The following is a 14,750-nucleotide window of genomic DNA, read 5'->3' on the forward strand; positions in this document are numbered from 1 at the left end:
CTTAATCCGACAAATAATCCACCAGTCCATTATAGATTACAAAGGCCATCTGACGCTGATATTGGGTGGTGACCAGCTTGGCGGCCTCAGACTCGTTGGACAAAAAGCCGCATTCCACCAAAACCGCAGGCATATCCGCGTGCCATAACAGATAAATCGAGCTGGTCGCCGGCTTACACTCACGCTTGTTCTCCGGTTGGATCAGCGCAACCGTTTGTTCGCGTATGGACTCCGCGAGCTCTTTGCTGGTGGAGTCATTTGTGGAATAAAAAATTTGTGTTCCATAATAACGGCTCTCTGAAAAATGGTTTTGGTGGATGCTGACCAGGATGCAGTTCCCCTGCTCCTTCGTGATCTTCATGCGATTGTGGATATCACTGACCTTGCGTTCCCTGATTGTATCGAGCCCTTCATCATTTATTGCCCGGTCAGTTTCCCGCGTCATCACGACCCTGTAACCGGATTTTTCCAGCATCTCCCGCAGATAAAGGGACACATTTAAGTTGATCTCCTTTTCAAGGGCGCCGGTTGCCGCCGATGCTCCACCGTCCTCTCCCCCATGCCCAGGATCCAGAACAATAACCGGCGGGGTATTCTGAACAGCATTTGCTGCTGCCATGCGGTCCAGTTTCTGGCAGGATAAAAATGAGAATAGCAAAAATGCCAGGCAGCTAATGACAAGAACAATAATTGCAGATAAATAATTTTTGGTGGTTTTCAATCTTCTCACCCCATAGTTATTCTATGACAGTGAAAAAACGGTTATGCCCGGCGGCACTGGCTGTGTATGGAAATGCCGGAAAATCAGTGCTAAAAGGGAAGCTTATTCCCTTTTTCCAGCTGTCTCCGTGTCCAGCCATTCAAAATGCCGTCCCCTTCCTTTTCCATACAGCGCACTAATTCCAGGCGCATGCGGTCCAAAAGTGGTTTTGAGTCTGCCACTGCTGCCAGGTTATTAAGCTCGTTGGGGTCTTGCTGCATGTTATAGAGCTCGTCGATATCGGTCGGGTTCCAAATATATTTCCAGTTATAGCTGCGAAGCATGCGCTGCATATAAAGGCCGAATTGCTGCCCATTATAGGTACTATAGACGTACTTGCGCCAATTTTCCGGCACCTCTCCACCCAAAAGCGGCTGAAGGCTTTCTCCCTGCAAGAAATCCGGCTTTGGTATGCCGAACCAATCCAGTATCGTCGGCGGAATATCCAGCATATTGGTCACCAGCGCATGGCTTACCGTACCGGCCTTAATTTCAGCCGGGTAACGAATAGCCAGCGGCACACGTACAACATCGTCATACATAACATAATGCTTGTCGATCATATGCCTGTTGCCTGCCATGTCGCCATGATCCGCAGTGAAAAGCACAATAGTACGGTCCAGCTGCCCGGTCTGCTCTAAATAAGAAAGCACACGGCCGACAGCATCGTCTACCTGTGAGATATAACCATAATAAAGCGCTACCATGCGGCTGCACGCCTCCCAGCTCAGGTTCTGGGTCTCCCAGTTATATAGCTGCTGCCGCTGGATATACGGTTTATTGGTTAAGGGGTCATCAAAAGCCGCCCATTTTTCAATATCCTCCGGTTTATACATCGATGCAAAGGGTTCGGAAGGCCTGCATGGCAAATGAGGTTCAACAAAATCCATTTTTACATGCCAAGGTACTTCTTCCTTTGAAAATTCATCTATATACCGGATAATCTCCTCCGCATTCCTATGGGTACAGGAATCCTCCAGGGGAACCGGGTTCTTATCGCCGTAGAAGCCATGTTCATAGACTATACCGGGATACTCCTGTTCGATTCGAGCCTGGAGCTCTGCGGTTGGAACATAGTGCTCATAGCCAAAATCGAGCGGTGTATATTCCGGGCTCCCATGCCACGCTCCGACATAGGCGGTATGGTAACCGGAACGCTGAAGCTCCCGGGCCCAGGAATAGGCCTCCTTTTCCAGTGAGCGGACTGGAATGCCCTGGTCATAATTCCACAGGGCGCCGAACCTTTCCGCCCGCTGCCCGCAAACAAGGGACTGCCTGGCCGGGCAGCAGATGGGTATGGGGGTATAGGCCTGATCAAACCAGATGCCTTCATGCGCAATTCTGTCGATATTTGGCGTTTTAACCGGCCGGCGTCCGGAATAGCCTACACAGTCAAAACGTTGCTGGTCGACGCTGATGAATAAAAAGTTGGGTTTCATGTTTTAACAACTCCCCGGTTAATTATTTGGTGTTCTGGCAGAGTCTTTTATAAAATTGCCGAAATTAAATTGTTTTCAACCACGAAGCATGCTATAATACCCCCATCATAAGCAGGCGCTCAACAAGGAACGTCTGCCATCCTGAAGGGAAGTGTATTGATGAAAGATTATGCAAAGGTACAAAACCGGAACAGCTGGCTCCGGCATCCGACATTGGGCGACCCCTCCTTTGATACATTTGAAAAACTGGGCGATACGGTACACCGCTCAAATCCGCCTTGGGAATGGGGGGTAAACGGTTCCCTCTTCCGGGACCCCAAAACGGACAACTGGTATTATTATGCTGGCGTTTACCCCTATGGCTATGCCGTAGGGCCCGACCTTCCCCCCAGCACCTTTATCATATACCGTTCCTGCGATAAAGGCAAGTCCTGGGCCTGTTTGGGGCCAGGTTTTCAGCAGGATTTTTACCTGACAATCGACGGCCAGCAGGCTTTGATTAAAAGTCACCCGGATGTCGTGCTGCAATATGATGAGGAATGCGACCGGTATTGGCTGGCCTATGACTGGGGCAGCAGCGGAAATACCTGGGAAAATGCACACAGCAAAAACGCCTCTGATTCCGACTCCGGCGCCGGGCTTGCCTGGGCGATGTCACCAGAGGGGCCGTTTCACCCGCTGGAGATCCCATTTTTCAGTAATAAGAAGCAGTATGGACGTTTGGGTGTGTTCAGCCGCGGCTATGCTTCTACCGTTTTAAAGCGGAAAAATGACTGGATTGCTTTTATTCTCTGCGATGCAGATCAGCATTTTTGTTGGGGGTTGGCCTGCATGACGGCTCCGTCTCCGGAGGGCCCCTGGTCCGATGTGCATATCCTGCTTTCTGACGAGAGAGCCGAGTATTACCCTGCCCCTGTTGAATTTTACCCCTGTTTTACCCATGATGGTATTGTCTATGCACCGGCGACGTCGGTTTCTAAAAACCGTAATTATCAGGCGGTATTCCGTGCTGTGTTGGAGGAAGCGCATCGCCCGGAAGCATGGAGCTTGGCCTGGGACGGCGGTTTCTGGCATAGCCGGAATTTGGAAGACGAAAAATATGGCATCTGGGGGCAAACCATCAATGGTTTTGTCGAAAACGGACAATTTTATGTGATGTATCCCTCTAAGGATTCCAGGGACTACGGCACACTCTCGGTTGCCTCCCGTCCCTGGGCCCAGCCCTTTAGCGATGGGTTTACCTTTTCAGGACATGCAGGGAAATCCATCTCGCCTCTGCTGGCCGCCTACAAGGATTTTACACTGAATATGGAATTTACCTTTACCGGAACGGTGGGAGTCGCTTTTGATTACCACGGTATTTTAGGTTCGCATGCTCATTCCTCGGATGCCGTGCCGCATGTCTCTTGTTTCGATGGTTGCTATGCGATCATGCTGGATGAGTCCGGAACCGTTCGCCTGGAACGCAGAGGCCAATCGAAAGAGGCGCTTCTTTATAAACAGGAACGCTTTGTGGAGAACGTTCAGGCGGTTCATCTGCTTATTGAAAACCGGGACGGCATGCTTAAGATCCAGGTCAATGACAAATGCTTCTGGAGCGGTCCGGCAGAGGTCTCACGGGCGTGCCCGCTGGCCCTTATTGCACATGAATTTTCAATTCTGAACTGCAAAAAATTCCAGCTTACCGGGCCTGTGTTCCCCTATGAATTCAGCTATAACGCCTTTGAGGCGCTGTTAGGGGCAGGACAGCTTATGAGCAATTGGCAGCGGCCTGACAATTTGAAATTTGCCGGTACGGATGGTTTTGTCGGGGAGGGCGGCGTTTCTGCAAAATGGAACTTTATCGGCAGCTGGGTTTCATTATACGCCCCAAAATCACCGGACTTGGGTGAGATGGATATTCTGATTGACGGATATTTCTATACAACAATTTGTCTTACCGCTGAGGCTTGCATTCCCTCCACCCCGGTGTACAGGGTATCCGGACTTTCTCAGGGGCGCCACTGCTTGAGCATTAGGCCCAGAACTGGGAAAATTGCCTTGGACATTATAACCTTCGGTGGAGAAATAAGCCAGGAGTAACCCGCGCCCAATATAAAAAGAAAGAACTGGTAGGAGATCGGCGCTCCGCCAGTTCTTTTTATATGCCGAACGTCTAAAAATCCACTTGGTCCGGTTCGGGCGCAGCCCCACAGCCGCTTTCTATCTGTGTAATAAAGTTCATGTCCGCATCCGAAAGAGAAAAATCAAACAGTTGGGTATTTTCGAAAATACGTTCCGGTGTAACGGATTTCGGCAAAGGAATAAAGCCGTTTTGAATATGCCAGCGCAGGCAAAGCTGAGAGATGCTTTTTCCATATTTCTCCGCCATTTGTTTGAGCTCCGGCTGCTGGAAAACCGCACCGCCGCCAAGGGGGCTATACCCTTCTAATAAAATTTGATGCGCTTTACAGTAGCGGGTCACCTCTGGTTGAACACTGCCTGGACAAAGGCGTATCTGGTTAACCGCGGGTACTACCTTGGCGGTACAAAGCAGCGCATCGAGATGGTGCGGCATAAAATTACTGACGCCAATTGCGCGTATTTTTCCAGCTTGGTACAATTCCTCCATAGCCTGCCAGGTTTCTGCGTTGCTTTCCTGCCAATGGGAGCGAAACGCAGCAGGATTTGGCCAATGAATCAGGTATAGGTCAACATAATCCATTTGCAATGCCGCCAATGAACGCTCAAACGCCAGTTTTGCGGCATGATAGCCGTGATCGCTGTTCCAAAGCTTGGTGGTGACAAAAAGCTCGTCACGGGGAATCCCACTTTCTCGGATTGCTTGCCCTACACTTTTTTCGTTGCCGTAATAAGAAGCGGTGTCAATATGGCGAAAACCTAATTCAAGCGCCTTTTTTACCGCATTGACAGCCATTGCCCCCTCTTCCGCCAGCCAGGTGCCAAACCCAACGCAGGGAATAGAGACGCCGTTGCGGCAGGCTAAGCCGTCTGCCACGGAATATAATTGCATATACTCTCCTCCGTCCCAATTATCAATAATTTTTATATTCTATTTTTTATTATATACCGATTGTAAGCCATTTACAATGTACAATGCGGTAGGAGGGCTAAGCGTGCAATTTGTCCGGCGCCTTTGCGTAATAAACCGGCCTGCGTGGGAAAGCCCATCGCCTAAGGGCGGCAAAAAAGCAAGCGTTGGTTTTCATACCAACGCTTGCTTTTTCTGTGCAATTTATTCTATAGACAACAAGGCGCTATTCGGCTTCCTTTTTAATATGAAACATCTTTCTCAGAAAAAAACTAACAACCTTAGAACTACGCACAACAACCACTTTCATCTCAGCCAGCCTCCAATCATGACTATGTTTTCACATAAAAATTATGTGGGCGGTTTAGGCCTTGAGCAAGGCAATTCCTAACGCCACCATGATGACGGCAACAACGAATAAAATCAGCCCTGTTGGGCAAAAACAAGAAAGCACTAGGCCCAGGCCAAAAGCAATTGCGTATTGGGGCCGAAAACATTTACAATTTGGCCTCCTCATTAATGATCCTCCACCCTTCCTGCCGTCTTAATAACAGTATATACGGCGGGAAGTATTTTGGTGATAAGGAAAATATTAAACCTTGTTATTGAGCATAATCAGCGCGTCGCCCTCGTGCACTTCCACTGTAGCGGTGTTTTCAATAATAATATTACTGACTCCCATAGGAAAACCGTCCGCATACAGGCGGACATGGTCAAGTGGATATAGAAGCCCCTCATAAGTTACTGTACAAAAGCGGCAGCCAAACGGGAAGACGGAAAGCGTTTTTCCTGTTTGATTTTTAAACAGCATTTTTTTATTTCGAATCAGATAAATACTGGCGTCTGCATCGACAAGGCAGGCCTCTCCGCCCTGGGAAAGAATGTATTGCATAGTACATAAATTGGCGTAGGTATGGTCCAAACGGCCGCCGGTTGCACATAAAATGGTAAACCGGCGATAGCCTCTTTGTAAACCGGTTTTGACGGCAGCCATGGTATCGGTGTCATCCTTCATGACCGGCAGTTTAAGCCGCTCAATGGCTTCGGGTAAATCGGCGTCAAGTGAATCGAAGTCTCCTACCAGTAAATCCGGTAGGATTCCACAGGCCATTGCATGCTTCAATCCCCCGTCCGCGCAGATGACGAAGTCCCTATCCTGAATATAGTTTTTTATATAGGAAACATTTGAAACCGGCGCCGCGCTGATAATAACGCAAGCTGCTACCTTTTTTTCCATTCTTTGAAATCCTTTACTTCGTTGTACATGGCGGCATAGCTCTCATGGCGGGAAGGATTGATTTTACCCTTGTGCAGCGCCTCTAAGACAGCGCAGCCTTTTTCCTGCGTGTGAGAACAGGTTTGGAAGCGACAGTGCCCAAGATAGGGGCGAAATTCGCGAAAGCAATGCGGCAGGTCCTCTTTTTTAACCAAATGAAATGACTCCATCTGTATGGAAGAAAAGCCGGGTGTGTCGGCCACAAAGCCGCCGTCCTGTAAGGGAAACAGCTCCACGCTGCGGGTCGTGTGCCGCCCTCTCCCCAACTTTTTGCTGGTTTCACCGGTTTGTTGGCACAAGCCCTCTCCAAGCCCATTTAGCAAGGTGGATTTTCCGACGCCGGAATTGCCTGCGATGGCGGTTACCTTTCCTATCAGGCAATCCTTAACGGCTGAAAAGCGCTCGGGTTCTATTAAAGAAACGCAAAATACCTGAAAGCCTGCCTGCTCATATATTTCCCTGAGCCAGCGCTCATCCCCCAGATCTGTCTTAGAGATGACCAAAACAGGTTCAATTGAAAGATCCTCCGCCGCGGCGATGATCCGGTCGATCAGCAGCGGCTTGGGCGCCGGGTCATCTACGGATGCTAAAATAAGCATCTGGTCAATATTTGCAATAGGTGGCCGGACCAGTTCGTTTTTTCGCTCTTCAATTTTGTCGATGATACCACTGCCGTCGGCTTCAACGTGAAATTCCACATGGTCGCCCGCCAGGGGCTTTTGCTGTTCCTTGCGAAAAACACCGCGTGCGCGGCACTCATATACTGCATCAGCGGCTTTTACTGCATAAAAGCCGCTGATGCCCTTCAAAATAAGTCCCTGCATACGTTTTTCAAGTCCCCTGTTCCGGGGCTGGGGGCTCGGGAGTTATATTCGTACTTTCGTTATCACCCGTAGACTCCGGATCGCTCAGGTCATGATATTCCTCTTGCTTGAATTTTCCATCGTCAAAAAACAGTGTATAACGCGCCAGCAGTTCCCCGTCAATCATTACCCGAAGCTCATGCGTGCCGGTGTTTTCAAAGGTCAGCGACAAAAATTCGCCCGGAACGGCTGAGGGATTCAGCCCCTGCTTTTCCTGGACCTTTACGCCATCGATATAGGCGACCAGCGTAACGTCGCGGTTGATATTGGGCATCCGGATCGCAACCTCCAGCTTTTTGTTGGGCACCGAGGTTACCTTACCGGAGCTGTAGACCAACGTTACCTTGCTGTTCTTTTCCAGCTTGGTGCCCGGCAGCGGGCTGCATTCGACAACAACCCCCTTCTCCTTGCCTGTGTCGTCTTTTGGGGTGGCATCTACGACAAAACCAAGGTTTGTCAACGCCTTGCGCGCATCCTCCAGCTGCATACCGATGATCTCTGCAGGAACAGCAATGGTATTATCCTCTGGGCCGCCGCTGATATACAGATTTACGGTGCTGCCTTCTGCGACCGATTCTCCCTTGGCCGGGTCCGTGCGTACAACATGGCCTTCCGATACGGTCTCATCAACAATTTCAATCGAATTAGGAACCAGGTTCCGGTCCTGTAAAATCTTTTCAGCGTCTTCCTTTGTATAATTGGTCAGATCCGGAATTTCCTGCATGGTATTGCCCACATTTACATAAAGGGTAATTTCAGCGCCTGGTTTGACCTTCATACCCTCCGCAGGGCTCTGATCCAGGACCTCGCCCACTTCCTTTGAGGAATCCTGCTTCTGCTCCTCTTTAAACACAAAGTTTTTCTTGTACTCTTCATTTTCGTAGATTTCCGCTGCCTTCTGCCCAATAAAATTAGGCACTTCAATATCCTCCGCCGGCTGTTCGGCCTGGCAGCCTCTGAACAGAGCGGCAAACCCGAGCGCTACGGCAACAATCAGAAATGCCGCCAATACTCCCGCAATCACCAAGGGGGCCACATTTTTCTTTTTAGCGGCGGTGTCTGCTACCTCTTCATATTCATAATTGTCGTTATAAGCCGGGTCCGTGTTGCCGCGGACATTATTGATGGCGTCGATATATTTCGTCGGTTTTTCATCCTGAAAATACTGATATTGAAAGCGAATGCTTGGGTTTTTGCGAAACTCCGCAATATCCTCCAGCATTTCCGTTGCAGACTGGTACCGCTGCGCCGGATTTTTCTGCATAGCCTTCAGCGTAATTTCTTCAAGCCCCTCGGGAATATCCGGGTTGATTTCACGTGGCGGGCGGGGGTCTGCCTGCAGCTGCATGATTGCTACCGAAACGGCATTATCCGCCTCGAAGGGCAGCTGTCCGGTCAGCATTTCATAAAGCATAACACCGACGGAGTAAATATCCGTCTTACCGTCAACGACATCCCCACGCGCCTGCTCGGGCGCGATATAGTGGACGGAGCCAATAGCCTTATCTGTCATGGTTCTGGTCTCGCTATGCGCAAAACGGGCAATGCCGAAATCGGTGACTTTAATCGTGCCGTCCTGAAGCAGCATAATGTTCTGCGGTTTGATGTCGCGGTGTACAATTCCCTTTTGGTGCGCATGCTGCAAGGCGTTTAAAATTTGGACTGTAAAATGGATGGCTTCCTTCCAGGGGATTTGCTTTTGTTGCTCCAGATAATCCTTTAGTGTAATACCGTCAATATATTCTTCCACGATATATTGAATACGGTCGCCAAAACTCACATCATAAACCTTGACGATGCTGGGGTGCGACAACACCGCAATAGCCTTTGACTCATTCTTAAAGCGGCGGATGAACTCTTCGTTTCCCAGAAATTCATCCTTTAATATTTTTATTGCAACCGTTCGGTCGTCGATGGTGTCATATGCACGGTAAACCAGGGCCATGCCGCCAACGCCAATCAATTCATGGATTTCGTAACGACCGTCCAGCCGTTTTCCGGTATATTTATCCATTCTCTGTTCCCTCCATTAAAATCTCATGGCTACAACGGTGATGTTGTCTCCACCGCCGCCGTTTTTGGCGGATTCAATCAATGCGTTGCAATATTCCTCTAAGGTTTTTCCGTCGCACTCACTTCCCATAATTTCTTCATCCACATAATTTGTCAAACCGTCCGTACATAGGAGCAAAATATCCCCGGACTCCAGGCAAGCCTCTCGATAATCCACTTTTATGTCGGGGTTTACCCCAAGCACACGCGTAATGATGTTTTTATGAGGATGAAATTTGGCCTCCTGCTCGGTCAGATCTCCGTTGTCCACCATCTCCTGCACCATGGAATGGTCTGTGGTAAGCTGGCGGCTGATTCCCTGACGAACCAGGTAAGCACGGCTGTCGCCAGCATAAGCAATATAATAGGAGCCATTGACGACAACCGCTGCTACAATGGTGGTCCCCATTCCGCGCAGCGTTTTATTTTCCTGTGAAGCCGCGAATATAGAGGCGTTTGCCTTTCCGATGGTAGAGGCGAGCAAGCCCTGCAGCGCCGCCGTGTCCATGCCGGCACAATAGGCTGAAACCAGTTCGCAGGAAACGCTCTTTACCGCAATATCACTGGCAACATCCCCTCCATTGGCTCCGCCCATGCCATCGCAGACCACCATCCAAATGGCGCCATCCTCAAAGCTGCCGAAACGAAACGCATCCTGGTTTGTATTTCGGATTAAGCCGATATCCGTCTTACCGTATAGTTCCAATGTGATGTCCCTCCTCAAATTCTACCCTGCGGCGAAGCTGCCCACACGAGGCGTCGATATCCGAGCCCAGCGTCCGGCGTACCGTAGCGGTAATACCCCGTTCCCCCAGAATATCAATAAATTTCTGAAGGCGCCCCGGCGCACTTTTTTTATATGAATTTCCTGTGACATCGTTGACAGGAATAAGGTTGACATGGCACAACATACCGTGCAGCCGCCCGGCCAGCTCTTTAGCACAGGCATCGCTGTCATTCATATGCTGAATCATCGCATATTCAAAAGAAATACGCCGCCCGGTCTGCCGCGTATAGTACCGGCATGCCTCCAGCAGCTCCTCTACGCCCCACCTGCGGTTGATTGGCATCGTTTGTTCACGCAGCCTGTCGTTAGGCGCATGCAGTGAGACAGAGAGCGTTAATTGCAGCTTCCGGTTGGCTAGGGCATAGATTTTATCGACAACACCGCAGGTTGAAAGAGAGATATGCCGCATCCCTATATTCATTCCCTCAGGAGAAGAAACTAATTCCAAAAAACGCAGAACATTCTCAAAATTATCCAGCGGCTCCCCCATGCCCATCAGGACGAGGTTAGAAATCCGATCCCCCGCGTCCATCTGTGCCGACTGCACCTGTGATAAAATCTCCGCAGGCAGCAGGTTACGGGAAAAACCGCTTTTTCCTGTTGCACAGAATGTGCAGCCCATTTTACAGCCGGCCTGCGATGATATACACATCGAATAGCCGTGATGGTATTTCATCAGGACGCCTTCAACCAGCTCGCCGTCAGCGAGCCGGAACAAATATTTCACCGTTCCGTCCTGCTGCGAAATCTGCTTGCGCACAATTTCCGCAGAGGCAATGGCGTACTGCTCTGCCAAAACCTCTCGCAGCCCCTTGGGAAGGTTTTTCATCTCATCAAAGGAAGAAACCGCTTTCTGGTGAAGCCATTGATAAACCTGCAAAGCTCGAAAGGCCGGCAGTTTCAACTGCAAAAATATTTTCTTCAGTTCCTCCAATGTCATTGACTTTATATCCTGACGAGACAAAACACCGCTCCCTTCCATGACAATAAAGCAAACAGTTTGTTGCTATTATACCATATATTCCCTGAAGAGAAAAAGACTTTTACACGATAATTAAGATAAAATTAAAAATTCGGCGCCTTCTAGCTTCTGCGGAAGGCAGCCATAAAAAAGCCGTCAGGCCCGTTTAAACAGGGAAATAAAGTCCATTGGTTAGCAGGCTCTTCTATGCCGCGCCGCCAGCCTTTGGGCAGATCCAACCCGGCGGCGGCATAGTCCGGGTGTTCCCGCAGAAAACGTTCGGCAACCGCGCCGTTCTCTTCCGGGTTCAGTGTACATGTAGAATAAAATAAAAGCCCGCCTTTTTTGACCAAACGTGCGGAATTACAGAGGATCTCATATTGCAAGGCCGGAAAATCCGCCAAAAAATTTTTATCCTTATAGCGGATTTCCGGTTTTCGCCGGATAATGCCCAATCCGGAGCAAGGAGCGTCACACAAAACACGATCTGCCTGAACCGCGAATTCCAGGTCGTGCTGGGCATCTCGGATCCCGGCTTGAATGATCGAAAGCCCCAAACGTTCGGCGCCTGCTTCTATCAAACGGACTTTAGCCGGCGATTGGTCGAAGGCATATATTTTTCCCTGGTTTTCCATGAGTTCTGCCATCGTAAAGCTCTTGCCGCCGGGGGCCGCACAGACATCCACAATGGTTTCTCCGCTTTTTGGAGCTAAAAGCAGGCAGCAAAGCTGAGAGGATAAATCCTGCACATGGAAAAGCCCGTTTTGGTAGCAGAAATTTTGCTCGATGGCGCCGGAATTTGTAAGGGACAACGCGTCAGGCACTGCTGTAACGCCACTTGCCTTTACACTTAATTGGTTTAAGTCTTCCTCTATGGAAACAACGGATCCTTTCGTTGTGTTTGCCCGTATGTACAGAGGCGAATGCGCCTCTAAGGCTACAAGGATTTTTTCTGTTATATTCCTGCCATAGGCGCTTATAAAATGTTGTACCAGCCATAACGGGCATGAATAGAGAACGCTCCAATAAAGTAGCGGATCCTGCTGTGGATCCGGCCAGCAGATGTGATCCTGTGCGCGTATTAGATTTCTTAAAACAGCATTAATAAAGCCAGATGCCTTTACAACTTTTTTCTGCTTTGAAAGGTCGACTGCCGCGTTGACGGCAGCAGAATCGGGAATTTTATCCATGAATAAAATCTGGTAAACGCCCATTCTCAAAATTTCTAAAACGATGTTTGACATTTTTTTACACTTGATTTTTGAAAATTGACTGATGACATAATCCAATGTAATTCTTTTCTCCAGCACGCCATAAAAAAGGGCGGAAGCCAAAGAAGCCTCGCGCCCAGAAAGCTGATATTGCTGAAGCAGTTTATTTAAAACGATATTGGAATAGCTTTTATTCATTTCGACTCGCAGTAATGCTTCCAAGGCTACTGCGCGGGCATCCATCTTTGCCATTATTAATTTCGCCTCCTGTTTCCTGCTATCAGAAGAAGCCTCAGCAGAGAAAGCAGGGATGTAAAAGTGGCGGCAAGGTAAGTCATAGCCGCTGCGCTGAGCACCTTTTTAGCGCCGTTGAGCTCTTCCTCATATAAAATCCCGGATTCTCCCAATGCACGGATGGCCCGTGCGCTCGCGTTAAACTCAACGGGCAGGGTCACAAGCTGAAACAGTACCATCAGACTGTACAGTCCTATGCCGATGTAGACGACAAAATCATACTGTACCGGAAGCAACAGCCCGATTAATATCAGCGGCATGGAAAGCCGCGAACCAAGGTTTGTAATGGGCACTAAAATACCTCTGAGCTTAATAGGCACATACCCCTCAGCATACTGAAGCGCATGGCCTGCTTCATGCGCGGCTACCCCAACCGCGGAGATGCTGTTGCTGCCGTAAACATTCTGTGAAAGCCTGATAACCTTGGACGTGGGGTCAAAATGATCGGTTAAATTACCTGCGATTGTCGTAATTTGTACGTCTGTTACTCCACCGCGCAGCAAAACCTGGCGTGCCGCCTCGCTGCCGGTGACATTCCCATGGCTGGACAGTCTGGAAAATTTCTGGAATGTAGATTGTACCTTTGCCTGGGCATAAAGGGAAATAATGAGCGCAGGCAGCATAAAGAGAAAGGAATAGTAGTTAAAACCATAAAATCCCATGCTTATTCTCCTAATTGAATTTTATTTTCAAACGGATGCCCACGGAGAAAATCTGTTGCCTGCATACGTTTTCCCCCTTCAAACTGAACCTCCAGAAGTTTAAGGGCCTGGTGATCCCCACAGGCAACTACCAAGCCGTTATCGTCTACGGCAGTCCCCGGCTTTGCCATACTAGAGGAATGAAGCAATACAGAGCGATAAACCTTTAGTTTTTTACCATGCCATTTCGTACTGGCGATAGGCCATGGGTTCAGGCCGCGAATTTGATTATGAATTTCCCGAGCCGGCCTGAACCAATCAATTTCACTGTCCTCTTTGCTCAGCTGAGCGGCATAACAGGAGTCGCCTGTTTGGGGAACAGGCGTGATGCACCCAGCTTCCAGGCCAGCCACCGTCTTGAGCAGCAGATCGGCTCCCATTAAGGCGAGCCTGTCGAAAAGTTCCCCAGCGGTTTCGTTTTCTGCAATTGGTGTACGTTCCATCAGGAGGATATCGCCGGTATCCAATCCCTTGGCCATCCGCATCGTCGTAACGCCGGACTCCGGCTCTCCATTGATCACAGCCCATTGTATTGGTGCGGCGCCGCGATATTTCGGCAATAGCGAGCCATGCACATTGACACATCCGTAGGCCGGCAGCTGAAGGAGGCTTTCCGGCAGAATTTTACCGTAGGCCACCACAATTATCATATCCGGTTTATAGGTACTTATGAGCGAATAAGCCTCCTCTGTTTTTAAAGAAGCGGGTTGGTGGACAGGAAGGCCATGCTTCAGTGCCAGCTCCTTTACCGGCGGCGGAGTAAGAACATAGCCTCTCCCCTTCGGCTTATCCGGTTGCGTAAAGACCGCGCAGATTTCGTGCTTGGAATCAATCAGCTTTTGCAGGGAGGGTACCGCGAAGTCCGGTGTTCCCATAAAAACAATACGCATTACTTCAACTTCTCCAATTCTTTTTCATCTAACATGCGAATCGTACGCTTTTTAAAATTGATTCCATCAAGATGGTCGATTTCATGGCAGCAAACGTCAGCCTTGAGCTCGTCGGCCTCAAATTCAAATTCAACGCCATTGCGGTCCTGGGCGTGCACCTTAATATGCAAAGGCCGCTTGGTAATGCCGTACTCTCCGGGAAAGGACAGGCACCCCTCCAGGCACTCCTGTTCGCCGCTTTGTTCCATAATAACGGGATTTATCAACTCCAGCAGGTCGCCGTCGCCGGTATCAATAACCACAGCCCGCCGAAGCAAACCTACCTGAGGCGCCGCCAGGCCAACACCGTCGGCATTATACATTGTTTCAGCCATGTCATCCAGCAGAATGGCCAATTTCTCGTCAAACTTCTCTACCGGACGGCAGACCTTCTCCAGAATTTCGTCCCCATCCAATACAATATTGCGTATTGCCATGTTAACATC

14 protein-coding genes are annotated in these 14,750 nt (G+C 49.4%); 2 read left to right on the top strand and 12 right to left on the bottom strand.

Annotated features, from left to right (window positions below; all coding sequences use genetic code 11):
- Window position 1 precedes the first annotated feature (1 nt).
- Window positions 2-721 (bottom strand): N-acetylmuramoyl-L-alanine amidase, encoded by a 720-nt coding sequence (locus tag DPQ25_RS09095; protein WP_242978275.1) that lies wholly within the window; start codon window positions 719-721, stop codon window positions 2-4.
- A gap of 89 nt (window positions 722-810) precedes the next feature.
- Entirely contained in the window at window positions 811-2,199 is a 1,389-nt protein-coding gene (locus DPQ25_RS09100; RefSeq protein WP_112332855.1) for a sulfatase-like hydrolase/transferase, read from the bottom strand.
- Between the two features lie 159 nt (window positions 2,200-2,358).
- Between DPQ25_RS09100 and DPQ25_RS09105 the strand changes: the two genes are divergently transcribed.
- On the top strand, window positions 2,359-4,281 hold the full coding sequence (locus DPQ25_RS09105; RefSeq protein ID WP_112332856.1) for a hypothetical protein: 1,923 nt from the start codon (window positions 2,359-2,361) through the stop codon (window positions 4,279-4,281).
- Between the two features lie 73 nt (window positions 4,282-4,354).
- On the opposite strand, the gene DPQ25_RS09110 is transcribed toward DPQ25_RS09105, so the two are convergent.
- Window positions 4,355-5,212, bottom strand: coding sequence for an aldo/keto reductase (locus tag DPQ25_RS09110; RefSeq protein WP_112332857.1), 858 nt, complete (start codon window positions 5,210-5,212; stop codon window positions 4,355-4,357).
- 103 nt (window positions 5,213-5,315) lie between these two features.
- On the opposite strand from DPQ25_RS09110, the gene DPQ25_RS15390 reads away from it, so the two are divergent.
- Window positions 5,316-5,621, top strand: a complete 306-nt coding sequence (locus DPQ25_RS15390; RefSeq protein ID WP_242978276.1) for a hypothetical protein — start codon at window positions 5,316-5,318, stop codon at window positions 5,619-5,621.
- 201 nt (window positions 5,622-5,822) lie between these two features.
- Here DPQ25_RS15390 and DPQ25_RS09120 read toward each other — a convergent pair whose 3' ends face one another.
- From DPQ25_RS09120 to def, 9 genes are all read right to left on the bottom strand, one after another.
- The gene (locus DPQ25_RS09120) at window positions 5,823-6,467 is read right to left on the bottom strand and encodes a thiamine diphosphokinase (RefSeq protein ID WP_112332859.1); all 645 of its coding nucleotides are present in this window, start codon (window positions 6,465-6,467) and stop codon (window positions 5,823-5,825) included.
- Window positions 6,452-7,330: a ribosome small subunit-dependent GTPase A gene (gene rsgA, locus DPQ25_RS09125; RefSeq protein ID WP_112332860.1), complete on the bottom strand. Its 879-nt coding sequence runs from the start codon at window positions 7,328-7,330 to the stop codon at window positions 6,452-6,454. The genes DPQ25_RS09120 and rsgA overlap by 16 nt, the downstream gene beginning before the upstream one ends.
- A gap of 7 nt (window positions 7,331-7,337) precedes the next feature.
- Window positions 7,338-9,383: a Stk1 family PASTA domain-containing Ser/Thr kinase gene (gene pknB / locus DPQ25_RS09130; protein WP_112332861.1), complete on the bottom strand. Its 2,046-nt coding sequence runs from the start codon at window positions 9,381-9,383 to the stop codon at window positions 7,338-7,340.
- Window positions 9,384-9,398: 15 nt separating this feature from the next.
- Window positions 9,399-10,127 (bottom strand): Stp1/IreP family PP2C-type Ser/Thr phosphatase, encoded by a 729-nt coding sequence (locus tag DPQ25_RS09135; RefSeq protein WP_177576965.1) that lies wholly within the window; start codon window positions 10,125-10,127, stop codon window positions 9,399-9,401.
- Window positions 10,111-11,190, bottom strand: coding sequence for a 23S rRNA (adenine(2503)-C(2))-methyltransferase RlmN (rlmN, locus tag DPQ25_RS09140; RefSeq protein WP_177576967.1), 1,080 nt, complete (start codon window positions 11,188-11,190; stop codon window positions 10,111-10,113). The genes DPQ25_RS09135 and rlmN overlap by 17 nt, the downstream gene beginning before the upstream one ends.
- Window positions 11,191-11,291: 101 nt before the next feature.
- On the bottom strand, window positions 11,292-12,632 hold the full coding sequence (gene rsmB / locus DPQ25_RS09145; protein ID WP_242978278.1) for a 16S rRNA (cytosine(967)-C(5))-methyltransferase RsmB: 1,341 nt from the start codon (window positions 12,630-12,632) through the stop codon (window positions 11,292-11,294).
- Window positions 12,633-12,634: 2 nt separating this feature from the next.
- A complete protein-coding gene (locus DPQ25_RS09150) occupies window positions 12,635-13,336 on the bottom strand; it encodes a zinc metallopeptidase (protein ID WP_112332864.1) in 702 nt (233 codons plus the stop codon).
- Between the two features lie 2 nt (window positions 13,337-13,338).
- Complete coding sequence (gene fmt, locus DPQ25_RS09155) at window positions 13,339-14,265, bottom strand: methionyl-tRNA formyltransferase (RefSeq protein ID WP_112332865.1); 927 nt, start codon at window positions 14,263-14,265, stop codon at window positions 13,339-13,341.
- Complete coding sequence (def, locus tag DPQ25_RS09160) at window positions 14,265-14,741, bottom strand: peptide deformylase (RefSeq protein WP_112332866.1); 477 nt, start codon at window positions 14,739-14,741, stop codon at window positions 14,265-14,267. Before def ends, fmt begins: the two co-directional genes overlap by 1 nt.
- Window positions 14,742-14,750: the final 9 nt, after the last annotated feature.

The sequence above is a fragment of the Hydrogeniiclostridium mannosilyticum genome, from assembly GCF_003268275.1.
Classification (GTDB): domain Bacteria; phylum Bacillota; class Clostridia; order Oscillospirales; family Acutalibacteraceae; genus Hydrogeniiclostridium; species Hydrogeniiclostridium mannosilyticum.